At 38.8% G+C, this 26,035-nt stretch carries 19 protein-coding genes, 1 pseudogene and 1 CRISPR repeat array; of the genes and pseudogenes, 15 read left to right on the top strand and 5 right to left on the bottom strand.

Translation table 11 applies throughout. The features are described from left to right. Window positions 1–10: 10 nt before the first annotated feature. Window positions 11–1,327, bottom strand: a complete 1,317-nt coding sequence (gene mtaB, locus CGC50_RS01765) for a tRNA (N(6)-L-threonylcarbamoyladenosine(37)-C(2))-methylthiotransferase MtaB (RefSeq protein ID WP_095909441.1) — start codon at window positions 1,325–1,327, stop codon at window positions 11–13. 138 nt (window positions 1,328–1,465) lie between these two features. On the opposite strand from mtaB, the gene CGC50_RS01760 reads away from it, so the two are divergent. The 3 genes from CGC50_RS01760 (at window position 1,466) to CGC50_RS01750 (ending at window position 5,121) form a co-directional block, all read left to right on the top strand. Continuing rightward, window positions 1,466–1,891, top strand: coding sequence for a hypothetical protein (locus CGC50_RS01760; RefSeq protein WP_095909440.1), 426 nt, complete (start codon window positions 1,466–1,468; stop codon window positions 1,889–1,891). 7 nt (window positions 1,892–1,898) lie between these two features. After that, window positions 1,899–2,663: a hypothetical protein gene (locus CGC50_RS01755; RefSeq protein ID WP_095909439.1), complete on the top strand. Its 765-nt coding sequence runs from the start codon at window positions 1,899–1,901 to the stop codon at window positions 2,661–2,663. Window positions 2,664–2,820: 157 nt separating this feature from the next. Continuing rightward, window positions 2,821–5,121, top strand: coding sequence for a helix-turn-helix domain-containing protein (locus CGC50_RS01750; protein WP_095909438.1), 2,301 nt, complete (start codon window positions 2,821–2,823; stop codon window positions 5,119–5,121). Window positions 5,122–5,193: 72 nt separating this feature from the next. On the opposite strand, the gene CGC50_RS01745 is transcribed toward CGC50_RS01750, so the two are convergent. Both CGC50_RS01745 and CGC50_RS01740 read right to left on the bottom strand, forming a co-directional pair. After that, entirely contained in the window at window positions 5,194–7,755 is a 2,562-nt protein-coding gene (locus tag CGC50_RS01745) for an ATP-dependent Clp protease ATP-binding subunit (RefSeq protein ID WP_095909437.1), read from the bottom strand. A gap of 147 nt (window positions 7,756–7,902) precedes the next feature. Beyond that, on the bottom strand, window positions 7,903–10,542 hold the full coding sequence (locus CGC50_RS01740; protein ID WP_095909436.1) for a valine--tRNA ligase: 2,640 nt from the start codon (window positions 10,540–10,542) through the stop codon (window positions 7,903–7,905). A 158-nt stretch (window positions 10,543–10,700) separates the two neighbouring features. Between CGC50_RS01740 and CGC50_RS01735 the strand changes: the two genes are divergently transcribed. From CGC50_RS01735 to CGC50_RS01685, 11 genes are all read left to right on the top strand, one after another. Continuing rightward, window positions 10,701–11,072, top strand: a complete 372-nt coding sequence (locus CGC50_RS01735) for a DUF1573 domain-containing protein (RefSeq protein WP_002667942.1) — start codon at window positions 10,701–10,703, stop codon at window positions 11,070–11,072. Window positions 11,073–11,143: 71 nt separating this feature from the next. Beyond that, on the top strand, window positions 11,144–11,596 hold the full coding sequence (locus CGC50_RS01730; RefSeq protein ID WP_095909435.1) for a hemerythrin domain-containing protein: 453 nt from the start codon (window positions 11,144–11,146) through the stop codon (window positions 11,594–11,596). A gap of 63 nt (window positions 11,597–11,659) precedes the next feature. Further along, window positions 11,660–12,256 carry a peptide deformylase gene (gene def / locus CGC50_RS01725; protein WP_002668472.1) on the top strand — a complete coding sequence of 199 codons (597 nt, stop codon included), beginning with the start codon at window positions 11,660–11,662 and terminating at the stop codon, window positions 12,254–12,256. Window positions 12,257–12,269: 13 nt separating this feature from the next. Then, a complete protein-coding gene (locus CGC50_RS01720) occupies window positions 12,270–12,689 on the top strand; it encodes a DUF5606 family protein (RefSeq protein ID WP_002668348.1) in 420 nt (139 codons plus the stop codon). Between the two features lie 118 nt (window positions 12,690–12,807). Continuing rightward, window positions 12,808–13,737: a CdaR family protein gene (locus tag CGC50_RS01715; RefSeq protein WP_095909434.1), complete on the top strand. Its 930-nt coding sequence runs from the start codon at window positions 12,808–12,810 to the stop codon at window positions 13,735–13,737. Further along, window positions 13,734–14,342 (top strand): dephospho-CoA kinase, encoded by a 609-nt coding sequence (gene coaE / locus CGC50_RS01710; protein ID WP_095909433.1) that lies wholly within the window; start codon window positions 13,734–13,736, stop codon window positions 14,340–14,342. Before CGC50_RS01715 ends, coaE begins: the two co-directional genes overlap by 4 nt. A gap of 61 nt (window positions 14,343–14,403) precedes the next feature. After that, entirely contained in the window at window positions 14,404–15,999 is a 1,596-nt protein-coding gene (locus tag CGC50_RS01705; protein WP_095909432.1) for a sensor histidine kinase, read from the top strand. A gap of 55 nt (window positions 16,000–16,054) precedes the next feature. Continuing rightward, window positions 16,055–16,780, top strand: a complete 726-nt coding sequence (locus CGC50_RS01700; protein ID WP_095909431.1) for a response regulator transcription factor — start codon at window positions 16,055–16,057, stop codon at window positions 16,778–16,780. A gap of 111 nt (window positions 16,781–16,891) precedes the next feature. Beyond that, the gene (locus CGC50_RS01695; protein WP_232781161.1) at window positions 16,892–17,290 is read left to right on the top strand and encodes a ribonuclease P protein component; all 399 of its coding nucleotides are present in this window, start codon (window positions 16,892–16,894) and stop codon (window positions 17,288–17,290) included. 97 nt (window positions 17,291–17,387) lie between these two features. Continuing rightward, window positions 17,388–18,581, top strand: coding sequence for an ADP-forming succinate--CoA ligase subunit beta (gene sucC / locus CGC50_RS01690; RefSeq protein ID WP_002668555.1), 1,194 nt, complete (start codon window positions 17,388–17,390; stop codon window positions 18,579–18,581). 64 nt (window positions 18,582–18,645) lie between these two features. Further along, window positions 18,646–19,653 carry a 3-oxoacyl-ACP synthase III family protein gene (locus CGC50_RS01685; protein WP_095909430.1) on the top strand — a complete coding sequence of 336 codons (1,008 nt, stop codon included), beginning with the start codon at window positions 18,646–18,648 and terminating at the stop codon, window positions 19,651–19,653. Between the two features lie 95 nt (window positions 19,654–19,748). Beyond that, window positions 19,749–20,316: a CRISPR direct-repeat array (repeat unit 45 nt; unit sequence GTTGTGAGTTGCTTTCAAATTTGTAACTTTGTGACCTCAAACAAC). 289 nt (window positions 20,317–20,605) lie between these two features. Here the strand turns inward: CGC50_RS01685 and CGC50_RS14005 are convergent. Together CGC50_RS14005 and cas9 are read right to left on the bottom strand one after the other, a co-directional pair. Next, window positions 20,606–20,833 (bottom strand): annotated as a pseudogene (locus CGC50_RS14005) (CRISPR-associated endonuclease Cas1); the annotation flags it as partial. A gap of 38 nt (window positions 20,834–20,871) precedes the next feature. Next, window positions 20,872–25,161 carry a type II CRISPR RNA-guided endonuclease Cas9 gene (cas9, locus tag CGC50_RS01675; RefSeq protein ID WP_095909429.1) on the bottom strand — a complete coding sequence of 1,430 codons (4,290 nt, stop codon included), beginning with the start codon at window positions 25,159–25,161 and terminating at the stop codon, window positions 20,872–20,874. Window positions 25,162–25,369: 208 nt separating this feature from the next. On the opposite strand from cas9, the gene CGC50_RS01670 reads away from it, so the two are divergent. Then, window positions 25,370–25,978, top strand: a complete 609-nt coding sequence (locus CGC50_RS01670) for an IMPACT family protein (RefSeq protein WP_095909428.1) — start codon at window positions 25,370–25,372, stop codon at window positions 25,976–25,978. Window positions 25,979–26,035: the final 57 nt, after the last annotated feature.

The following is a 26,035-nucleotide window of genomic DNA, read 5'->3' as shown; positions in this document are numbered from 1 at the left end:
ATAAAAGGTTTTAATCATTGACAAGGTCTATCGTAACAATACCATCAGGATCAATCTTCTTGAGTACCACTTTCTGTAAGGTATTGACCAGTTCAGGAGCGAAAGGAGTTTTTACCTTTACATAATTCTCGGTGAATCCATGCATGAATCCGTCCTTATTATCACTCTCGAAGAGCACTTGATGGGTGGATCCGAGCTGCTGTTCGTAGAAGTGATGACGCTTCTTAGCAGAGAGGCCACGGAGCATACGGCTTCGCTTGGCACGTACCTCACTGGGGACTACTCCCTCCATTTCCACCGCCTCGGTATTGGCACGTTCGGAATAGGTGAATACATGTAAGTAAGAGATATCCAGTTGGTTTAGGAAATGGTAAGTCTCCAAAAAATGTTCGTCCGTCTCGCCAGGGAAGCCCACAATCACATCGACCCCGATACAAGCATCCGGCATGAGTTCACGGATTTTAGCCACACGATCCTCATAGAGCTCGCGGAGGTAGCGGCGCTTCATCTTCTTGAGGATATCATTGCTTCCACTCTGCAAAGGAATGTGAAAATGAGGAACAAAGCTGCGGCTCTGGGCTACAAAAGCAATGGTCTCATCCTTGAGTAAGTTAGGCTCGATAGAAGAGATACGCAAGCGCTCAATTCCCTCAACCGTGTCCAAGGCTTGGATCAACTCCAAGAAAGTGTGTTCATGCTTTTTGTTGCCAAACTCTCCTTTGCCATAGTCTCCTATATTGACTCCAGTAAGAACAATTTCTTTGATGTTATTCTCGGATATCTTTTTGGCATTTTGCAAGATATTCTCAATGGTATCACTGCGAGAGATACCACGAGCCATAGGGATAGTACAGTAAGTACATTTGTAATCACAACCGTCCTGAATCTTGAGGAAAGCGCGAGTACGGTCGCCTATAGAATAGCTTCCTACATAGAAATCAGCCTCGTTGATATCACAGGAATGAATCTGCCCCTTGTTGAGCTTGGTAAGGTCGTCAATATACTGAGTGATGTTGAATTTTTCCTTGGCACCCAATACCAAGTCCACCCCATCTACAGCGATGAGGTCTTCAGGCTTGAGCTGGGCATAGCAGCCTACTGCGGCTATAAAAGCATTTTCGTTGTGCTTAAGCGCTTTGCGAACAATCTGCCTGAACTGTTTGTCTGCATTTTCCGTTACGGAACAAGTGTTAATGACATAGATATCAGCAGGTTCCTCGAAATCCACCTTGTCAAAACCTTCATTCTCAAAACTGCGGGCAATGGTAGCCGTTTCGGCAAAATTCAGCTTGCATCCCAAGGTATAAAAAGCAACGCGTTTTTTCATAAGGGTAAAAGAAATTTGGGGGCAAAGATACAAAAAAATAATGATTAATGATTAACGACAATAGGCGAAAGTTTTTAGAGGAAACCGTATTTCTATCTAAAAAAGAAGTATCTTTGTACGCTGTAAAAAATAGCTATCATGGAGCAAACACATACTTTCTTAGACACTACAAATGGTGATTTCTTACTGATAAAAGAAGTTGTAATTACGAGAGATACCACCTACTCAAGCCTTCGTTCGCAATTTCCTTCTTATAAAATATGGGAAGTAGGAACGGGGTATTATTGGATATATTTTGATAAATGTTTCTTTGAAGGAAAACTATTCTATGTGGAGGTTTGTTTCAAAGGAGAAAGCCTATCCGCTATAGAGTTTTCTATGAATGAGCGACAAACCTCTTGGGAGGATTGGAGCGAGGCTTATGAACTACAAACAGAGAAATATTATAAACAATGGCTCACCACCCATATAGGAGAAGAACGCTCTTTCGATTGGGGTAAGGTAGGAGTTCATTATGACCGCAAAGGAGGAAGTACTTTTATGTGGGTAAACTATTTAAGTTAGGTAACATATGGAAAATAAAAAACTGATCCCTTATATAGAAGAAGCTTATAGGCTTTTTGCACCCTATAACATTAGCCTTCCACTGACAGTCTGTGATTGTGGCAATTGTATCACTGAGAAGGAACAAAAGCTATTGATAACCACCCCTTTACGAGAGCTTTCTAGGGATTTGATAGAAACCTATATCAGTGCCATGTTTGACAATGAAGACAAGGCTATAGTAGAGCTTCGTTATTTCCTGCCCCGTATGTTGGAGCTACTTTCGGTAGGGGAAACACTCTATATAGACGAGGGCTTTTCCCTCTCTCGTTGTCATTTTGAGCGTACTCATATATGGAAAGAGGGAGAAATAGCTTTTATGGAGCGCTTTGCAAAAGCCTTTTTCGAAGAAGTACTTGAGGGTGAGTGTCCCCACCTATATAGCACAGCAGAGGATTGGTTGGTTTGTTTTGGCTTGAGTGGCTTACCTATAGCTCCCCTTTTGGATACTTGGCTACAGCAATCCGGTAAGGTAAAGGCATTGTACGACTTTCAAGAACTTCTTACCTATAGCTTACACCCTATAGGAATAGTGTTCAAGCATAGCTATTTTAAGGACAAGCGCCCAGAGCTCAATGAGCAGATAACCGCTTGGCTTACCACACCTCAGACCCAGCGCACCTTTCTACAAGCCACAGAAAATCTACTCCTTTCCGATGTAGTATTGGAAGAGGAGGTAGTCTTCGCCTTAGAAACTCTGTATAACCAACTGAGACAATTGAGTGAAGAATGAAAAACGAAAAGTGAAGAATAATCATACTCACTCACGCGAGCTTACTCACATACCCAGCTATGGGTACTTGCTGGCTTTATCTATTACCTAATTCTAAACTTTTTCTTTTCTCTTTTCCTTAAATTTTGTACCTTTGTACTGCCTAAAATATAATACTATGGATATAGCACAGTATGTATTAGATTTTGTCAATCAAACACATCGTTCTATTTTCCTAACTGGAAAAGCAGGTACAGGGAAGACAACTCTATTGCATCAGATCATTGCAACTACTTACAAAAATGTAATGGTAGCAGCCCCTACAGGGATTGCAGCCCTCAATGCCAAAGGAGTTACCCTACACTCTCTTTTTCAGTTGCCGTTGGCTACCTTTGTCCCTACTTATAAGGAAGAAGCTGCTTGGCCAGGTAACCTCAATATAGTGACCTCCAAGACCCTTATGAAGCAGCAAAAGATGAATACCTATAAGAGAAGAGTACTCCAAAAATTAGAACTCTTGATTATAGATGAAGTGAGTATGCTCCGCGCTGATACCTTGGATATGATCAATACTGTTCTAAAGTCCATAAGAGGTTCTTCGGCATCTTTTGGAGGTGTACAAGTGCTTTTTATAGGCGATTTGCTACAGCTTCCCCCTGTGGTGAAACAAAGCGAATGGGATATCTTGCAGCATTATTACAAAGGAATCTCCTTTTTCCATGCTAAAGTGATAGAGGAAAATCCTCCCTTGTATTTAGAATTGGAAAAAGTATACCGACAATCCGATGAGGACTTCGTGCAGATACTCAATCACTTGAGAACCAATGAGATTACCCAGAGAGATATACAAATACTACAACAGTATATACAACCTACCTTTAAGCCTTCTTATAATGATGGCTATATCACCCTGACCACCCATAACTACAAGGCAGATCAGCTCAATGCAGCTGCTTTCAGTGCTATTAAGGCGCCAGTATATACCTATCAGGCGGAGGTGAAGGATGAGTTCCCTGAATATCTCTATCCCTTGGATACCCAACTATCCCTGAAGGTAGGTGCTCAAGTGATGTTTGTCAAAAATGATTTAGAGATTCCTAAGCGCTACTACAATGGAAAAATAGGCGAAGTGGTATACCTATCCAAGGATGAAATACGAGTGAGACTTTCGGGCGAAGATACTGTTATTGAGGTAGGTAAGTATATATGGGAGCATGTTCGGTATAAGAGCAAGACCAACTCCGAGGAGATAGAGCAAGAGGTATTGGGGACTTTTACTCAGTATCCTTTGCGCTTAGCATGGGCTATTACAGTACATAAAAGTCAAGGTCTTACCTTCGACAAAGCCGTAATTGATTTGGCAGATGCTTTTGCTTCAGGGCAGACTTATGTAGCTCTCTCACGGCTAAGAAGTCTTGATGGGCTTGTCCTGCTCTCCTCCCTCAATGCCAAAGAGTTCTTCACCGCTACTGATGTGATAGACTATGCCTCGCAGAAAGCCGATCCAGATACCTTAGCCGATACTTTTTCCTTAGAAAGAAAGGCCTTTTTGGAGAAAGAGGTGCTTAAGACCTTCTCTTGGTTGGACTTAGCGGTACAATGGGGGGCACATGTCAATTCGTATAAAGTGGAGAATGCTCGAAGTCTCAAGAGTCAGTTCCGCCAATGGGCTCAGGAGCAGGCTAAGACTTATGATACCATAGTGCAACATTCGGAAAAGTTCCTCAATCAGCTCAAGGGAATCCTCTCCCAACCAGACTATGACAAACACTACTTATTGGAGCGTTTTCACAAGGCTCATGATTACTTCTTTCCACAACTGGAACGATTGACAATAGAGACTTTCTATACCCACTTGCAAGTAAATGGGAAAAAACAAGTGAAAGCCTTTAGCGAAGAGCTTACCCAGTTAGAAGATATACAGATAGATGCTATTACTCAGTTACTTAAAACAAAAATTATCTTAGAATCCATGATAACTCCTTCTTCAGAACAGGAGGAAAAGAGAGCATTCGAGAGAGCTAAGAACTATAGAGAGCGATTGATAGGACGTGCTTTGGAGAAATGGCGAGAGAATTCACTTAATGGAAAATTCTCAACAGAAGAACCTACCCTTGTTGCCGAAGGAAAGAAGGAGAAAAAGGGGAAAAAGGAAAAAGCAGAGAAGATATCTACCTATGCCCGTACCTTAGAGCTTTGGAGAGAGAAAAAGAATGTGGCGGAGATTGCGACAGAGCGAAAACTTACCGAATCCACCATCTATGGTCATCTGACTAAGTATGTAGAAGAAGGTGTTATTTCCATAGAGGAAGTACTTTCTTCCCAAAGATTACAACACCTACAGGAGACCTTGCCTACTATATCCGAGGAGGAAACCCTCAATGAGCTCAGGGCAAGAGTAGGGGAGGAGTATAGTTTTGGAGAGATAAAGCTCTTCAGAGCATATTGGTTTCGTCAGAAAAAAATCAAAGAAGCATAAAAGAAAGAGGCTATTTTCAAATCAAGAAAGTAGCCTCTTTTATTTCCTTTAGAAAAGTTCTTCATTCAAAACCTATTCTTCATCTATAGGGATATTTTTGATTTTGCTTACAAGGAAGGTGAGTTTTTCATCCTTATCAGCATAGTCTACCGAGATAGTGTCTCCTTCTCTCACTTCGCCTAAGACAATCTTTTCCGCGATTTCATCTTCTATAAAGCGCTGAATAGTACGTTTGAGAGGACGAGCTCCAAACTGTTTGTCATATCCTTTTTCAGCAATAAAGTCCTTCGCCTTGTCTGTGATACGTAACGAGTATCCCAATCCTTTCATTCTATCCAATAGTTTTTCGAGTTCTACCTCGACAATACCTTTGATATTATCCTTGTCAAGAGCGTTGAACATCACCACATCGTCAATACGGTTGAGGAACTCAGGAGCAAAAACCTTTTTAAGAGCCCCCTCTACAACAGAGCGTTCGTACTCTTCCGCTTGGGCTGTTTTAGCCATAGTAGAGAAACCAACTCCCTGTCCGAATTCCTTCACTTGTCGAGCACCGATATTGGAAGTCATGATGATAATTGTATTGCGAAAATCCACTTTTCTGCCTAAGCTATCGGTAAGGAAACCATCATCTAATACCTGTAAGAGCATATTGAATACATCAGGATGAGCCTTTTCGATTTCGTCCAAGAGGACAACAGAATAAGGCTTACGGCGTACACGCTCAGTGAGTTGTCCTCCTTCCTCGTGACCTACATATCCGGGAGGAGCTCCGATAAGGCGAGAGGTTGTGAATTTTTCCATATATTCACTCATATCCAAGCGGATAAGAGATTCCTCAGAGTCAAATAATTCACGAGCCAAGATCTTGGCCAATTGTGTTTTTCCGACCCCTGTTTGTCCTATAAAGATAAAGGAACCGATAGGTCGGTTAGGATCCTTAAGTCCGGTACGGTTACGCTTGATAGCTTTTACAATCTTGGAAATAGCCTCTTCCTGTCCGATGACCTTCTCTGTAATGATGTGTTCCAAGGACGAAAGTTTCTTCATCTCGGATTGTTCCATACGAGTGATAGGCACTCCACTCATCATGGAGACTACCTGTGCTATATCATCGAAACCTACTTCACTACGGTTCTTAAGAGACTCTTTTTCCCAAAGTTCTTTTTCATGGTCTAACTGCTTGTATAGGGTACGTTCGTTGTCTCGATAACGAGCGGCTTCCTCATAGCGAGCTCCACTTACAGCCTCATTCTTAAGCTGTTGTATCTTAGCGATTTCTTCCTCTAAGGCTTCTACCTTTTTAGAGACCTTTATCTGAGAGATGTATACACGTGCTCCAGCTTCATCCATAGCATCCAGCGCCTTGTCAGGAAGGAAGCGGTCTGTAATATATCTGGTGGTAAGCTTCACACAAGCCTCAATGGCCTCGGGAGTATATTTTACATGGTGGTGGTCTTCGTATTTTCCCTTTACATTATTGAGGATTTCTATAGTTTCTTCATAAGAAGTAGGCTCAATAATCACCTTTTGGAAGCGGCGCTCGAGGGCACCATCCTTCTCGATAGATTCCCGATACTCATTCATCGTGGTAGCGCCAATGCATTGGATCTCTCCACGTGCCAAGGCAGGCTTAAACATGTTAGAAGCATCCAAGCTACCAGAAGCGCTTCCGGCACCGACTAAAGTATGAATCTCATCTATAAAGAGGATAACATCCTTATTCTGTTCCAATTCGTTCATGATAGCCTTCATACGTTCCTCAAACTGTCCACGGTACTTAGTCCCGGCCACTAAGGATCCTAAGTCCAGAGTAACCACTCGCTTGTTGAACAAGGCGCGTGATACCTTACGCTCTATGATACGCAAGGCAAGACCTTCGGCTACAGCACTTTTACCTACTCCAGGTTCTCCTATGAGCAGTGGGTTATTCTTTTTTCTACGGCTAAGAATCTGGGAAACACGCTCTATTTCCTTGAAGCGTCCCACTACAGGGTCTAATTTCCCTTGCATGGCCATAGCTGTTAAGTCTTTACCAAAATTATCTAAAACGGGTGTATTAGTTTTTTGGTTAGGATTATTTTTCTTAGAGTTGGAGGCTGACAAAAAGTCAGGTTTTGCATCCTCTTCGTCATCTTCGTAAGCATAAGAATCAGAAAAAGCCTTTTCGTCTTGTTTCTTTTCGTTGTTAATGACCTCAAATTGCTGTCTTACATTCTCATAATTAATCTTTTCCAAATTAAGCAATTTGGTAGTAGGGTCACTCTGATTTCTCAAGATACACAAAAGAAGATGAGCGGTATTGATCTGGCTATTTTTGAAAGTTTTCTGTTCTAATACAGTTGCTTTCATAGCTTTGTCAGCTTGTAGGGTCAGTGGGATACTTTTTTCCATTTGTGTGGCAGCAGTATCCGAATAAGAATTGACAGAATTGGCTAAAGATTCTGTTTTTCTCTTCAAAACAGAGAAGTCAGCATGTAGCGCTGTGAGTATATCAAAAGCACTTCCTTCGGTTTCTTTAAGGAGTCCCAATAGTAAGTGTTCTGTTCCTACGGCACTATGTTTCAGGCGGATAGCTTCAAGCTTTCCACTATTGACTACATTCTTTACTCTTGGTGAAAAGTTATCATTCATAAGTTGGGTTGTCCTTTCTTTTTATATGGCTAAATTATAAACTTTATTTCATATGGCAAAAATAATGCCATTAATTTTTTGTACAATAGCTATAATATAGCACAGAAATATTTATTTGTTAAAAAAGTAATGTTTGCACAGAATATTTTATCTTAAATTTTCGATACTTTTTTGAATAGTTTCTATCTTGGCCAAGGCATCTGCTTCTTTCTTTCTTTCGTTCTCCACCACTTGTGCAGGAGCGGAGTTGACAAACTTCTCATTGGAGAGTTTGGCACGTACTGACTTGAGGAAGCCTTCGGCATAGGAGAGCTCTTTTTCCAATTTTTCAATCTCTTGAGCTACATCGATCTTGTCCAAGATAGGGATAAAGTACTCATTGGATTTCACACGGAAAGAGATAGCTCCTTCGATGGTTTTTTCTGTATAAGAAATAGAGGAGATATTTCCTAATTTCTTTATGATACTGTCCCACTGATTGCCTAAGTGCTCATTGTCAATAACCGATAGACTTATTTCTTCTTTGAAAGCGATGTTTTTTTCCTTTCTTATGGTACGAATACCAGAAATAATCTCTTGAACAAACTCAAAAGTATGTAATAAGGACTCATCAAAAGCCTCCTCTTTAGGATAAGAAGCTACAATAAGTGCTTCTTGAGTGCTTCTTGGTGCGATTTGTTGCCATATTTCTTCGGTAACAAAAGGCATGAAAGGGTGTAAGAGTTTTAGGTTCTCTTCGAATAAGGAAATTACTTCACGATATGTTTCTTTATCAATAGGGCTACCAAAAGCAGGCTTGATCATTTCCAAGAGCCAAGAACAAAAATCGTCCCATACGAGCTTGTATATCTTCATTAGTGCGTCCGAGATACGGTATTTGCTGAAATCATCCTCGGTTTCGCTCAGTGTTTTTTGAAATTTGTTTTTGAACCAAAGAATAGACTGTTTGGCATAATCTGGTTGTGGTATGTCAGCCACCTGCCATCCTTTGATCAGGCGGAAAGCATTCCATATCTTATTAGCAAAGGCACTTCCTTGTTGGCAAAGAGCTTCATCAAAAAGTAAGTCATTTCCAGCGGAGGACGATAGCAAGAGCCCTACACGTACTCCATCAGCACCGAAATCCTTGATAAGCTTTAGTGCATCAGGCGAATTGCCCAAGGACTTGGACATCTTGCGGCGGAGCTTATCCCTTACTAATCCTGTTAGGTAGACATTGGTAAAAGGTTTTTCGCCGGCAAATTCGTATCCTGCGATAATCATTCTGGCTACCCAGAAGAAGAGAATATCAGGGCCTGTTACCAAATCTTGAGTAGGGTAGTAGTACTTAAACTCCTTGTTGTCAGGATCTAGCACCCCATTGAAAACACTCATTGGCCACAGCCAAGAGGAAAACCAAGTATCAAGAGCATCCTTATCTTGGCGAAGATCCTCCAGAGTGAGGTTCGGGTTATGGGTTTTTTCCTTAGCTAAAGCAAGCGCTTTTTCCTTGGTTTCGGCCACTACATAATCCTCCTTGCCAGTTCCATAGTAATAAGCAGGAATTTGTTGTCCCCACCAGAGTTGGCGAGAGATATTCCAATCACGTACATTCTCCAACCAATGGCGGTAGGTATTGTCAAAGCGCTTAGGGTAGAGTTTGATCTCTTCCGATTCCAAAACGGCTTTCAGTGCAGGCTTAACCAATTCCTCCATCTTGAGGAACCATTGGTCTAAGGGGCGCTGTTCGACCACAGCTCCTGTACGTTCGGAAGTACCTATATTATTGGTATAGTCCTGAGTTTTGGCAAGTAACTTTTTCTCTTCCAATTCTTTGACAATTTCTCTACGAACCTCAAAGCGGTCTTTGCCCTGGTAGTGCATCCCCTGTTCGTTGAGTTTGCCATCATCAGTAAAGGTATCTAAAATAGGCAACTGATATTTTATACCTATCTCATAATCATTGATATCATGCGCAGGTGTAATCTTGAGAGCTCCAGTACCGAATTCCATATCTACATATTCATCTTGGATAATTGGTACAGCGCGCCCTACTACAGGGACAATTACTTTTTTTCCATGTAGGTGCTTGTAGCGCTCGTCATTAGGATTCACACACACAGCCACATCTCCAAAAATGGTTTCAGGGCGGGTAGTAGCTACAGTGAGATATTCCTCGGAATCCTCTACCTTATATATAAGGTAGAAAAGCTTTCCATTCTGTTCTTTGTAGATAACCTCTTCGTCCGAAAGAGTAGTCTTAGCTTCAGGATCCCAATTGACCATACGATATCCACGGTAGATGAGTCCTTTGTTATACAGATCGACAAATACCTTGATGACAGATTGGTATAGCTCATCATCCATGGTGAACTTGGTGCGATTCCAGTCGCAAGAGCAGCCTAATTTTTTTAATTGTTCAAGGATAACCCCTCCATACTGATGAGTCCATTCCCAAGCATGTTTGAGAAATTCCTCACGAGAGAGATCACTTTTTTGGATACCCTGTTCTTTGAGTTTGGCCACTACCTTAGCCTCGGTAGCAATAGAAGCATGATCGGTACCAGGTACCCAGCAGGCATTCAGTCCCATAAGGCGTGCACGGCGGATAAGTACATCCTGAATCGTATTGTTCAGCATGTGCCCCATGTGCAAGACACCCGTTACATTTGGTGGAGGGATAACTATGGTGTAAGGGGTTCTCTCATCGGGGGTTGAGGAGAAAAAACCATTTTCCATCCAATAAGAATACCACTTATTTTCGAAATCTTCAGGAGAATATTTTGTTGTAATTTCCATCTTTGGCATGATATTTGTTAGTGTATAAATGTCGCTATTGATTTAGGGGACAAAATTAAAAAAAAAAAATCATATATAATTGGTTTTTTAAAAAAAGTATCGTAATTTTGCACCTGCATTCAAAGCGAAGAAACTAAATAGTAATTATAATTTTAATTTTTAGAACAATGAAAAAAATTTTATTTTTCTTACTTGCTGTAACATTTGGATTTGTTGCACAAGCACAAAACAAAGCTGAAATCAAATTCGTAACTGAAGAGATTGACTATGGTACCATAAAACAAGGTGCTGATGGGCTTCGTGTATTTGAGTTCAAGAACACAGGAAAAGCTCCTCTTGTAATCTCTGGAGCAAGCTCAAGCTGTGGATGTACAGTGCCTTCTTATCCTAAAGATCCAATCGCTCCAGGAGGAACTGGTAAGATTGAAGTAAGATATGATACTAACCGTGTAGGTGCTATCGCTAAAACTATCATGGTTACTTCCAATGCTACTGATACTCCTAACGTAGCCCTTAGAATAAAAGGGAAAGTAGAATAATCAGGAAAAGTTAAGATTTAATATTAACCAAAAGCTGTCTTACAAGACAGCTTTTTTGCTATCATTACTTTATGAAACGAAATCCAAATATAGTACCTCTTTCCAAGGATCATCACTTTGGCTTGCTCCATGTATGGAAGATAAGACAAGGGTTGAAAAAAGAGATAGCCCCAGCACGGATAGCTCAATATGTCGTTTTCCATTGGGAGCATGAGCAAAAAGCACATTTTGAGGAAGAAGAGAAATACCTATTCCCCTATATCACCAACAAGCTCATAGATCAGGCCTTGGAGGAACACCACCTCTTAAGAGACCTTATTGCACAGATAACCACTCAGCCTACTGCGGCGCTATTAGAGGAATATGCTACCCGCCTCAATGATCATATCCGCTACGAAGAGAGAGTGCTCTTTCCCTATATGGAAGAAAACCTCTCAGAAGAACAGCTCACAGAGATAGGAAAAAACCTCTCAGCAGATCCCCATACAGAGGAAGAATCCTATAGTGATGAATTTTGGCAATAGTTTGTAAAATATACCAATATTCAAAAAAAATAATGTATCTTTGCACCCTAAATAAATATAGTTATGATATTACCTATTGTAGCTTATGGAGATCCTGTACTAAGGAAGGAATGTATGCCTATAGCCAAGGATTATCCAGAGCTTCCCAAGCTTATAGAAGATATGTATCAGACCATGTATCACAGTAATGGTGTAGGGCTTGCTGCTCCACAAGTGGGGCTTGCCATCCGTCTTTTTGTGGTAGATACAGAACCTTTTTGTGAGAATGACGATCTGAGTGATGCTGAAAGAGATTATTTGAAGGGCTTTAAAAAGGCTTTTATCAATGCTAAAATTCTCAAAGAAGAAGGAGAGCCATGGCCATTCAGCGAAGGGTGTCTCAGTATTCCAGGTATTAGTGAGGATGTCCTACGCAAGCCCACAATAGTAATTGAGTATCAAGATGAACATTTTGCGACCCATACCGAAACCTTTTCAGGATTGGTAGCCAGAGTGATTCAGCACGAATACGACCATATAGAAGGTATATTGTTCACTGACCACCTTTCTTCATTTAAGAAACAATTGCTTAAGAACAAGCTTAACAATATAAGCAATGGAAAGGTCAAAGTAGGTTATAAAATGAGATTTTTCGAAACCAATAAGAAAAGAACCCGTTAAAATATAATTACACATGAAGTTAAATCAGATATTAACTATTTCAGGTAAACCAGGTCTTTACCAATTACAATCTCGTACTCGTTCAGGATTCTTAGCTCTTTCCCTTCTTGACCAGAAGCGTATCAGTATAGGACTTCGCAACAATGTGAGTCTGCTCTCAGAAATTGCTATTTATACCTTGGAAGGCGAGAAACCTCTTGAAGAAGTATTCAAAGCCATAAAAGAAAAAGAGAATGGGCAAAAAACAGCCGTTTCTCACAAGGCAACAGAGGATGAATTGGAAGCTTATTTCTTCTCTGTAATTCCTAATTATGATGAAGATAAGGTATATCCCAGTGATATAAAGAAGATTATACAATGGTATAACATACTTATTGACAAAGGATTCCTCGAAGAAGAAGCCCCTGTAGCCTCACAAGAGGCTGAAGCCTAAATCTATATAAAAACTAAGCATACACTTTGTAAGATTATTTTTGCAAAGTGTATTTTTTTGTGTAAAAAAGTAGGAAATTTTTTTGTATTTTTAAAAATAAAATTATAATTTTGCCACAATGAAACTCAATAGATATTTTTTTTCAAAACGAACTATAGGGATACTTTTCTGTATTCTCTTGGCAGCACTTACTTGGTTGGTAGGAAAGTTATCCAAGGAAGCGACCCAGCAATATACTATTAAGTTACGCTACATGGAAGTGCCTACTGAGAGATTTGTAGAGATGGAGGCATCCCCTACAATAAAAGTAAAACTCAGGGGAGTAGGTTTTTCTTTGTTCAAATATACCTTCTCGCCCCCAGTGTTTTCCCTCTCAGTACACAAGTTGAAAAAAGTAGGAAAAGATAAGTATGTTTTTACAGAAAATCTAAAACAGCAGCTTAATAGGCAGTATTTTCCAGATGTGAGAATAGAAGAAATACAGCCAGATACTATAAAAATATATTTGAAAAAGATAAAGCAGAAGAAGGTGCCTGTAAGATTACAATTTTCAGGAACTTTACAAGAGGATTATCAAGTAGATTCTTATAAAGTATTTCCTGATTCGGTTGTAGTGAGTGGTTTGGCTGCCGATTTGGATACCATCACAGGAGTCTATTTGCAGAAGAAATATAAAAGGAATGTAACCACCTCTTATTCAGGAGAAATACGCATTACTGATACCCCTAAGCTGCATTATGATACAGACAAAGTAACCTTCTCCCTGCAAATGGTACATGTAACTGAGCAAGAAATTAAGGCCAAGGTGCAACTCATACACCAGCCTTTCTCAGTAGAAGTGAAGCTATTTCCAGAAGAAGTACCCCTATTGCTCACAGGAAATGTGGAGACCATACGCAATCTCAAGCCAACGGACATTACTATAGTAGCAGATTATAATCAGCGTAAAGATAGATATATACCATTGGAGGTAAGGAAGAAACCCGCATCCTTGAACGTGAATTTTACCGAACAAAAAGAAGTAGAATACCTTATAATACACGAATGATAGCAACTGTAGGACTTACTGGAGGGATAGGTAGTGGCAAGACAACTATAGCTAATCTGTTTGCCTTACACTTTTCTATACCTATATACATAGCTGATACCAAGGCAAAGGAACTTGTGGCGAATAACAAGCAACTACAGCAGGAAATAGTTACCCTCTTAGGAGAAGAAGCCTTTGTGGAGGGAAGGTACAATACCGCTTTTGTAGCTCAAGAGGTTTTTTCTAATAAAGATAAATTGGACAAACTCAACGCTATAATACATCCTTATGTGCAGCAGGACTTCCTCCAATGGAAGCAATCCCAGCAGGCGCCCTATGTAATCAAAGAAGCAGCTATCCTCTTTGAGAGTGGCTTCTACCGAGATTGTGATTTTATTATAATGGTAACCGCTCCATTAGAAGAGCGAATAAAAAGAGTTATGCTTCGTGATAAGATTGATAGAGAAACGGTAGAAAAAAGAATAAAAAATCAATGGAATGATGAAAAAAAAATAGAATTATCAACATTTGTTATTGAAAATAGAGAAATCGATAAAAATTTGGATAAAATCGAAATAATTCATTCTAAAATAGTGAAAATGACAGCTGAAAATGTAAGAAATTAACCAAAAAGTTAAACGTTGTTAAAAATGAATTATATAAAAAAAATAATTATAATTTTGCCTGATGAATAAGAGAAGTTATATTGTTACTTTAATATTAATGCCTATAGCTCTTATAGGTCTTATTTCTATTCAGTTTTATTGGGTTAAGGGCTCTATAGATAATAAAGAAGAAGCTTTTACCCATTCGGTGAAACAGGCTTTGAATTCAGTTTCAGAATCGGTAGAACTGAAGGAAATAAATAAGTATATCACCCGATTCATAGAATTGAAAGGAAAAGATAGCTTAGGTTCTTTGAAATCCTCACAGATTCGTGATTTGGTTTTTGTTCAAGAGAATAAGAATACAAAGGAGACATTCACTTACAAGCATCAAGTATTGGAGGAAGGGTATACCGTACCTTCGGAGCTTTTCAATTTGCCTAAAGGAGATACTACTCAGATACGCAATTATGTAAGCCGACAGACCTCTCGTACTTTTGGCCCTAGTAAAGGGTTAGATGGACAGCGATTCAGTAGTACCACTATTAAGGAAAAGACAGGTCGCATTACCTCCTTTGATAAAGCCATGTTCGAGGAACTCTTTCGGGAAGTTTCAGTGAAGCTCTCTATAGAGAATAGGATAACGGCTTCGCAGCTGGAGATACTTATAGAGAGAGAGCTTAGAAACAGAGGACTGAACTTAGATTTTGAATTTGCCGTATATGATAAGTCTCTTTCTGTAGATAAGGAAAAAACCTCTGTTGCTAGTTCAAGGTTCAACCCTTCAGCAAGGAATATGTACACCATACCCTTGTTCAGAAATCAAGAAGGAGAATCTCATTATGAGCTAAAGGTGCATTTCCCTGATAAGCAACGCTATCTGCTATCCTCAGTTATCGTAATGGCTATTTGGGTATGTATTTTTACAGCAATTATCATCTGGGCATTTGCCAAGACCTTTATCCAGATGCGTACTCAGAAACAGATTAATGAAATCAAAACTGATTTTATTAATAATATGACCCACGAGTTCAAAACCCCTATAGCTACAATCAATTTGGCTTTGGATGCGATGAAAAACCCTGTGGTGATGAAGGATACTGAGAAAATGTCTTTCTATCTGAAAATGCTCCGAGATGAGAATAAGCGTATGCATGCCCATGTGGAAAATGTCTTGCAAATCTCAAAGCTCGACAAGAACCAAGTAGAAATAGAAAAAGAGCCACTGGATGCTCATGAGCTCATAGACAATGCCATAGCTCATGTACAGCTACTGATCGATGATAGAGGAGGAAAGATCAAGAAGCACTTACATGCAGAAAACTCAGATATATTGGCCAATGAAATGCACTTTACCAATGTGATTGTCAATATATTAGAGAATGCTATTAAGTACTCACCGCAGGCGCCAGATATAGATGTCTTTACAGAAATTGCTCATAACAAATTGGTGATCCGTATACAGGACAAAGGACAGGGAATGAGCAAGGCTGTACTGAAGAAAATCTTTGACAAATTTTACAGGGAACATACAGGCGATTTGCACAATGTAAAAGGTCATGGGCTTGGGCTTGCTTATGTAAAGCGTATTGTAAAATATCACGATGGGGAAGTATATGCCGAGAGTGAAAAAGGAAAAGGAAGTACGTTTGTGATCAAGGTGCCCCTTATCATCTAATAAATGAAATTTTGTATAAACGTAAAAAAATATATTATTTTTAAATGTTGAAATTATGGAAGCAGTTAATAAAAAAATTCTTCTTGTAGAAGATGACCCAAACTTTGGGACCGTATTGAAAGATTACCTATCCATGAGTGGCTTCGATGTTACTTTGGCCAAGAACGGGATGGAAGGTTTTGATAAGTTCCGCAAGGATCCTTATGATATGTGTATTCTTGATGTTATGATGCCTTACAAAGATGGTTTTACCCTCGCTAAGGAAATTCGTGAAAAGAATGAAAAAGTGCCTATCATTTTCCTTACAGCAAGAACTATGCGTGAGGATGTGATCAAAGGATACAAATCAGGAGCCGATGATTACTTAAATAAACCTTTTGATTCAGAAGTATTGCTCATGAAGATTCGTGCAATGCTCCAAAGAAAGTCAATTGATACAGTAATAGATAGCAAAAAATTCGAATTCCAAATAGGAGACTTTTTCCTAAACTCTAAGCTTCGTTTCCTACGCTACAAAGATGAAGAACCCCTAAAACTCTCTCCTAAAGAAAATGAACTATTGCGCCTATTAGCCCTTCATGAAAATGATTTGATGCCTCGTGAGTTGGCACTGAACAAAATATGGAAAGATGACAACTACTTCACTTCTCGTAGTATGGACGTGTATATAGCAAAACTCCGTAAATATCTCAAGAAAGACGAGAATGTAGAAATTGTAAATATCCATGGCGAAGGTTTCCGACTTCTTACAGGAAAAGAAGAGGAAGAAGAAAACGCCTAATATAGCATAAAAAGATAAAATAACAGGTAATAGGCAAAGTGTTTTTGTTTGTTACCTGTTATTGCATATACAGCTGTGAACACTGGCTGGTTTTTACTCATATACTCACTTATGCGACTTTATCTAAATAAAATGGTTTCTCTAAAAGAAAAAAGAAATACCTTCCCCAAGGCAGAAAGATTGTGTAATTACCATAGGGTAAACAAGCTCTTCCGAGAGGCAAAGGTATTGAAAAAATATCCATTGAAGCTCCTATATACCCCTATAGAAGGCTCTACACAACCTACCCAACTGCTCATCAGTGTTCCTAAAAGGCTTATGAAAAAAGCAGTGGATAGGAATAGAATGAAGCGCCTGATAAGGGAGAGCTATCGCCATCAGAAGTCGCTGCTCTCTACAGAGCGTACCTACTCCTTGGCGTTGCTCTATATGAGCAAGGAAGAACTTTCCTACAGAGAGATCTATGCCTTGGTGGGAGAATTGTTAAAAGAACTCTCTACACAAGACTGATTTCTAAGGAAAAAAGGATTGAGAAAAAAAATATGAAAAAAACATGGAAATGTCATATTTTTTTTGTACATTTGCCACTACAAATTAAAGTTATATTATGAATTTACATGAATATCAAGGAAAGGAAATTCTCTCAAGCTTCGGTGTACGTGTACAGCGTGGTATTGTAGCCACTACAGCCGATGAAGCTGTCAAAGCAGCAGAAAAGCTTACAGAACAAACAGGAACACAATGGTATGTAGTAAAAGCTCAAATCCATGCAGGAGGACGAGGAAAAGGAGGAGGCGTGAAGCTTGCTAAGAACTTGGAGCAGGTTAAAGAAATTTCTTCCCAAATCATAGGGATGCATTTGGTAACTCCACAAACCCCTAAGGAAGGAAAAAAAGTACACCAAGTACTTATCGCTGAGGATGTATTCTACCCAGGAGAAAGCGAGCCTAAGGAATACTACATGTCGATCCTACTGAATCGTGCTAAAGGAAAGAATATGATTATGTATTCTACCGAAGGAGGTATGGATATAGAAGCAGTGGCGGAGAAAACTCCTCACCTAATCTTTACTGAAGAGATAGACCCAGAATTGGGATTGCTCCCTTTTCAAGCAAGAAATGTAGCTTTTAATTTAGGACTGGAAGGAGAGGCTTTCAAGGAAATGGTCAAGTTCGTAACTTCTTTATACAAAGCTTATATCACTTCTGATGCGAATTTGTTCGAAATCAACCCAGTGCTCAAAACCTCTGATAATAAAATACTTGCGGTAGATGCCAAAGTTACCATAGATGATAACGCTCTTTTCCGTCATAAGGACTATGCCGAATTGCGTGATACTCGTGAGGAGCGACCTATCGAGGTAGAAGCCAAAGCCGCGGGTCTTAACTATGTAGACTTGGATGGTAATGTGGGATGTATGGTCAATGGCGCTGGTCTTGCGATGGCTACCATGGACCTTATCAAGCAAGCAGGAGGAGAACCTGCTAACTTCTTGGATGTAGGAGGTACTGCCGATGCCGCTCGTGTAGAAACAGCTTTCCGTATCATCCTAAAAGATCCAAATGTAAAGGCAATATTGGTGAATATCTTTGGAGGAATCGTACGTTGTGACCGTGTAGCACAAGGTATTGTAGATGCTTATAAGAATATGGGAACTGACATTAAAGTGCCTATTATCGTTCGCCTACAGGGAACTAATGCAGAGATTGCCAAAGAGATTATTGACAAATCAGGATTGGCTGTGCATTCAGCTATTCAGTTCCAAGAAGCAGCTGACAAAGTAAAAGAAGTACTAAAGTAACCAAGTATCATATTGTAATAGAAAGCCTTGTTATCAAGGCTTTCTTTTTAATGTTAAATAACTTATGTATAATTCAACTATCATAGGCACAGGCTATTATGTGCCAGAAAATATTGTAACCAATGATGATCTCTCTAAGCTGATGGATACTTCCGATGAGTGGATACGAGAACGTACAGGGATAGAACAACGACGATTTGCCACCCGAGGGAAAGATACTACTACCTCCATGGGGGTACGTGCCGCCGAGAGAGCTATAGAAAAAGCGAAAATAAATAAGGAAGATATCGATTTTCTTATCTTTGCGACCCTTAGTCCCGATTATTATTTTCCTGGTTGTGGGGTTTTAGCTCAGAAAGAGTTAGGTCTTGGTACCATAGGAGCTTTGGATATACGCAACCAATGTTCAGGCTTTGTATATGCCCTATCAGTAGCAGATCAGTTTATCAAAACAGGGATGTATAAGAATATCTTGGTAATCGCTTCTGAGATGCAGTCGCCCGCCTTAGACCTCACCACACGAGGGCGTAATATGGCAGTACTTTTCGGAGATGGGGCAGGAGCTGTGGTACTCTCTCGCACTACCCAAGAAGGTAAAGGTATTCTCTCCTCACACTTACATAGTGAGGGGGCGTATGCAGAGGAATTGGCTATCGTTACCCCTGGGGTAGGGAAGAAGTGGGTTACCGATCTTATCAAGGAAAATGACCCAGAAGATACCTCCTATTACCCTTATATGAATGGACAATTTGTCTTCAAGAATGCTGTGGTACGCTTCTCAGAAGTGATTATGGAGGGGCTTAAGGCTAACAACCTTACCGAAGGGGATATAGATCTATTCATCCCCCACCAAGCCAACTTGCGTATATCCCAGTTTATCCAACAGAAATTCAAACTTTCTGATGCACAGGTATTCAACAATATTCAGAAATATGGGAACACGACAGCAGCGTCTATAGGAATAGCCTTAGCGGAAGCGGTAGAACAAGGACGTGTCAAAGAAAATGATTTGCTCGTCTTAGCTGCTTTTGGTAGTGGTTTTACCTGGGGAAGCGTAGTGATTAGAATGTAGATAGGGAATAGGTAATAAATAGAGCCAATCAAGAATCAAAACATCTATCATCTAACTATGTAAGATACTATGAGTTGTTTCTTACATAGTTTCTTTTTGTGAGTTGCTTTCAAATTCGTAATTTTGTGACCTCAAACAACAGGTAAAAGCCTTTATATCGAGATGAAGGTGTTGTGAGTTGCTTTCAAATTTGTAACTTTGTGACCTCAAACAACTTTACGATAAAAAAGGTACAGAGTATTACGTTGTGAGTTGCTTTCAAATTTGTAACTTTGTGACCTCAAACAACCCCGCAGGGCGAGGGGGGCGAGATGGTTTGGTTGTGAGTTGCTTTCAAATTTGTAACTTTGTGACCTCAAACAACATTCCTATTATGAACTCATAAAGGAATTAGGTTGTGAGTTGCTTTCAAATTTGTAACTTTGTGACCTCAAACAACAGACAATAGGTGGAAAAGTAGACCACCCTGGTTGTGAGTTGCTTTCAAATTTGTAACTTTGTGACCTCAAACAACAAGTTCCGTGAGGCTTTTGGTCAAGCTACGTTGTGAGTTGCTTTCAAATTTGTAACTTTGTGACCTCAAACAACATTGCCCTATCCCAACTATCCCGCGGAGTAGTTGTGAGTTGCTTTCAAATTTGTAACTTTGTGACCTCAAACAACCTCAATCTTTTAAAGAGATTGATTTTCTGTAGGTTATTAAAAAAGTTTAAAAAGAAAAAACCTTCTATTTTATTCTATTCTTATGATAAAAGGAAGGTTTTTTGTTTTCTAAAAATTTAGAAAAGAGTGAGCTGGATACAATCTTTAGGCGGATCTTTTTTTGATTGACAATAGAAGATCTCTATTCCTTCAAATTGCTTGTCGGTGATAGTCAGTATAGCTACTTTTCCATAAGGAGGTAACCATTGTTTGACACGTTTGATATGTACCTCAGCATTCTTCTTGCCAAGGGGACATGTCGCTCATCGCAGCTGATAAGGATTACATTATTCTTCATGAGTTCTTGTATTAGCTGGTGAGAGAGGGTGATTTGGTAATGGTCAAGCATCAGTAGCCCTATATCTTCTATAGGGACACTGCCTTTCTCTTCTTTAGTTTCAGGGTCGGTAACCTTTAATTATTTGTCTTTCAGCTTCAAATAAGCAGGATTGCCTATGTAAATAGATCGGTATAACATAGTTTAAAGAGTGTTTTATTGGTTTTCAAAAAGGGGTTTTAATATTCGCCTATGCTTACAATATCGCCTAAGTGATTAATACGGACTTTTACGATATCTTTTAACCCTGACAAGCCTTCTCTTTTCCAAGTTGTATTTTTTAGAACATTATCAGTCTCTACATTAGTTTCTAAATGATGTCTAAAAAAATAATCTTTAGTAGCTATTTTTTGTACTCTAAACAAATTGGGGCTTATCAATTTTTTATTTTTAGGATCTAACAAATCTATTTCAGCAGGATTAAAACCTGTTGTTGCATTGGGAAATACGAACATTTCATTCTGTTTCATAGTGAACAGAAATTGCCAACCTTCTGCTTGTTTATAGGTTTTATCAATAATAGGAAGCCCTTGCTGAGCTCGTACGACAGCGTCAAAGAATGAAACTATTTGTTCCTGCAAATTACCTTCTTTATCCCGATAGATAGCCACGTGGTGATTATTGCCAGTACTTACATAATCTATAGGATTTTTATTTCCTTCTTTATTTAATATAGTTTTTCCTAAATGGTCTTTTCCTATGTGCAAAGGTTGAGCGTTGCTCACGCCACTTATAGTGACGCGTTTGATCGCAATTCCTTTTTCTTTATTGAGCCAAATAGGGTTCTTTTCTAAGTCTACAAAGGCTTTCTTAGGATCATTATCGTAGGTTTGGAGTCGCTTGATAAGAATGCGTTTTACTCCTTGGTCAATTACTTTTTCAATAGATTTCAAATCTTTGAAATTGTCAGGAGAAATATCCTTGCGGATAGAAAAGTCTTCTTCCAAATAGGTGAGATTTACTTTTTCTGGCAAAGTTTTAGTTTTTGCTTCATCTAAATAAATAGGATTCTTAGAAAGGGCATTCTTACCTGTAAAGGCTTTTTTAGGGTCGTTACCATTAGCTTGCAGTCTTTTCAGCAATGCTTCGCGATAAAGAGGATTAGAGACTTTTGTGATAGTTTCTTTATCAAACTTTACACCTACTTTTTCTTCTTTATTGATATAATATTGGTATTTGCCATATATAGTTTCTTTGTGTAGCTGACCTCGTGGCGTGAGTATAATTTGTTGTTTATCAGTACCAGCAGGTTTATTTACATTTTTGGTAACTACTTTATTCTTTGCTTTGTGCGAAATGAATATTTCTTCGAGGTGTTTTTTTGCTACTTGTCTAAAGTTAGGTATAGGTTCTATAAAAACTCTCTTATTCTTACCATTATTAGTTGGAACTTTAATTGTTTCTTTTTCCTCAATAGCTAAAATAACCGAATAATTTTTGTTGTTTTCGTCTTTTCGAGCGTTGAGATGATTGAGGTACTGTATGTAAGAAGGTTTGGTGAAAGCTACCGTAAGGGCATCCATTGCGTGGTGACGGTGATCGTTACGCTTTGTCCAGTTCTTAATTACAGTTACTTTGTTACCTTCTTTGCGTTCTTCTACTTCGGTAAGTCCTAACGACTGATATTTAGGCATATTTAGCTCTTTCATCACATCTACCAAGCCCCAGTCTTCGCGCAATTTATCGGTGATACTTCCTGAGGTAGACAGCACATTTTTAGTTACTTGGAAAAGTATTTCTTTGGCTTTTTTGGCTATGTACTGAGTATCTCTCAGGTCTCTATTGATAAAGCCATCACCTATTTCAGAGGCTTTTTTGAGCAAATTCTTGTATTTAGTAAGTGATATGCTTTTTGTTTTATAAGCATTCTCTACTCTGGTGAGATACTGATTGAGTTCTTCTTCACTGTTTAAAGAAGTAATATAATCAAAAGCTGTAGATTCTCCTTTGTCACTATTTATTCTATGGAAAGTCAGTGTTTTATTAGAAAAACTATCGTCGAACACTCGTGCCTTAGGGACAATATGTTCTATCTCAATATTTTTACTAAACAACATATCTCGAGCTATAGGGGCATTCGTATACAGTTCTTTATAGCCATTGTGTTCCAGTTCTTGATACAAGCGGTAACGGATGATATCAGATTTCGTAGGATTCTTGATGCCAAATTCTTTCTGAAGTATTTCGCTAATCTTTTGATGTTCTGATTTAGCTTTGTTGATATTTTGAGTCATTTCATACCTCTCTTGTGCATTTTTCTTCAACTCACGAGCTAATTCAATGCGAATTTCATCGAAATGGAAGTATTTTGTAATTTTCCCTTCAGCATCTCGTTCACTGTTTTTCTCAATCAAAGCGTTCACTACGTTGATCATCTGATTGAGAATCTTCTCAACTACAGGATTTCTCAAAGCGTTCTTTTTAAGTAGTGGAATAATATTTTTCAGTTCACGAGCCTCTAATTCTTCTTTGGTTAGAGATAGTTTAGAGTGCTTATAGCCTGCCTTTTCACAAGCTGTACTATATTGATTTTCCTTTATATAAGGGTATATCTTGCGGATAGCTTTAGTAGATAGGTTACCGTAATCATCTTGCAAGGCTATATTGGCGAGTATTCTAGCGTGTTCTCTCTTAAAAGCGTATTTCTTTTCTAAGATTCGGTAAAGGGTTTCGTTACCAGAGGTAGAATCATCACTTTCATAGGAATAAAGCAAATGCCACAACTGATAGGAATCCTGCTCTTCAAAGTCTTTTACAGGTAAAAGAGGGTCAAAATAAAGGATTTTAGTACATATTCCTAATGCTTGGAAGATATCCTTTACCTTTTCTTTGATTTCGGAAGCTGAAAGAGGAGATTCGTCTAAAGACCAATCGTCTTTTGCAGATTTTATTTGTAAAATATTTTTCACGTCGTGAGCTTCCATTTCAACAATCTTCAAATAGGCTTCATAGAGTGCTTTTTGAGTGCGATTTCCTTCTAATTGATTGTAGTTGATTTCCCATTCTTGAGGAGAATAGCCTAATAATTTCAGTACTTTATCCGATTTCAAGTCTCCTTTTAGGTTCAGTTCGTCAAAAAGGAGTTGCTTGCATTCCATATCCAAACTAAAAATCGTTTGAGAAGATTCATTGAGCAAATCTAGCTGAGTAGTCTTAGCAGAGATTTTCTTTTTCCTAATACCTTTTCTTTTGCAGATAACGTTATTGAGTATTTGCCAAATCTTAAATTCTTGAAACAAAGGAGAGGATTTAGGGACAACACGAGCTCCTATGCTTTTAGTTATAGTTTTTCCGTCTTTTTCTATCTCAATTTCTTTGCTCTCAAACTCACAAAATGATATCAATCCTTTTTGAGATTTAAGTTTGCGTTGATAGAAAATTACCACATCACGGATTTGCTTTTTAAGTTCATCAGTTAATTCTTTGTGAAATGAAGCTTGAGTTTCCCAAATGCGTTCAAACTCATCTAAGTAATCCTGACGGTAAAACACTTTATTTTTAAGGCTATTATGTCTATTTTCCTGAAGCTGTGCATACAAGTATTGCCCTACTGTTTGACGATTGAAATAGAGTTCTTTACTTCTATCGGAAATAGCGCCTAAATAGCCACTTGCATTGTTCAAATTATTATTGATTTCGGTTAAGACATAAGCTACTTCTTCTTTTGAAAGTTGTTTAGATATAGCCTCCACACGCCACTGATAGGCTTGCAAACGAACAGATTCTTTAGAACCTTTGTTCTCTGCTATGTCAAAATGATATTTTTTAGAAAAAGCTTTTGAAGTAGCATCCTTACCTTTCCCTTGTAATTCTTTATAAAAACTATCTGTTAGGATATCAGGGTAAAACTGTTTTTGAAAATTCCAAACGAGGTCAAATTCTTTTTGTAAATCTGAACGATAAAAGTCTGGGAGGAGTTTTTTATTTTGTTGAAGTAATTGTAGCGATAACTGTCCTGGAGTTAAGTTTTCATCATAGAGGCGCTTTGCTATAGCCATTCCATCTATTGCTTGTCCTTCATCTTCAGTTTTTACTTTTCTACTGCTTTTGTAGCCTCGTTTTTTATTAATAGCCAGTAGTATCCTAGCAAACTCTTCTTTTTCAACACGTTCGGTAACAGCTTTAGCTCTCAATTGCCAAGTAGAATGTGTGGTATTTTTGCCATTTTCAGCTAAGATAGAGGAGGAAGTAATTAGGTTTGCTTTCTGCAATAAATCTATGAGATATTTTCGCCTTTGTTGATAGCGATCAAGATTTAGTCTTGCTCCGTGCTTAAGAGTTCTATTAGCATTAGTAGTTATTGATTTTCCTTTTTCAAAGTCGGATTGTTCATCTGTGGTTAAAGACACAATACGCACTCCTAATTCCTTAATCTCTGATTTTTCTTTGTTTTCATCTTCTACAATATGAGCAAAACCTATTGAAGTGGTGCCCAAATCTAATCCTAAAATATGTTTTCTCTTCTTCATGTTTTAATAAGTTTATTTCGCTACAAATTTAAGAAAAATTTCCGAATTAATCTTTGTTGTTTAGAAAAAATGTTGTATCTTTGTACCATATTTGAAAGCAACTCACAATAAGGATGATTCCGTTGTGAAAACATTTAGCGCCTCGACTATCTTCGGGGCTTTTTTTGTATCTTTGCACTTTATTCTCACTAATCATTCTTCACTTCCCATGACAGACACCTATAAAACCATCACTCAACCTGTTACCGATATTATCTATAAGGATAAGAGCAGTAAGTTTATAGGCTATTTGTACCCTATTACTACCGAAGAGGAAGTAAAAATGCATTTGGAGGCGGTTAAGAAAGAACACTTTTCTGCGCGGCATTGGTGCTATGCCTATCAGTTGGGCAAAGAGCAATTTATTTATAGAGCGAATGATGATGGCGAGCCTAGTGGTACGGCAGGGCTACCTATCTACAGACAAATACAATCCTTTGAGCTAACCAATGTCCTACTGATTGTAGTGCGCTACTTTGGTGGGATCAAGCTGGGAGTGAGTGGCCTTATTACCGCCTACAAAACCACCGCTCAGCTCACTCTTCAAGAGGCTGAAATAGAGGAACGTACCATTGACCTTACTTACCAGATTGTCTTTGATTATAAGGATATGAATAAGGTGATGAAAATCATTAAGGATAGGAACCTTACTATTGTTTCCCAAACCTTAGAACTAAACTGTACGCTCCTTATAGAGGTACGCAAGGCTGAAGCCAGCTATGTAGAACAGCTTTTTGAGCAGCTTTATGAAGTTACTATCACACCGATAGAGGGATAAAGTTAGTAAAGAAGGGTTTTTCCTTTTTTGGCATATAGATAAAAAAAGAGGACTTGA

Source organism: Capnocytophaga gingivalis (assembly GCF_002302415.1).
GTDB classification, from domain to species: Bacteria; Bacteroidota; Bacteroidia; order Flavobacteriales; family Flavobacteriaceae; genus Capnocytophaga; species Capnocytophaga gingivalis.
This window is presented reverse-complemented; position numbering and strand designations above follow the sequence as displayed.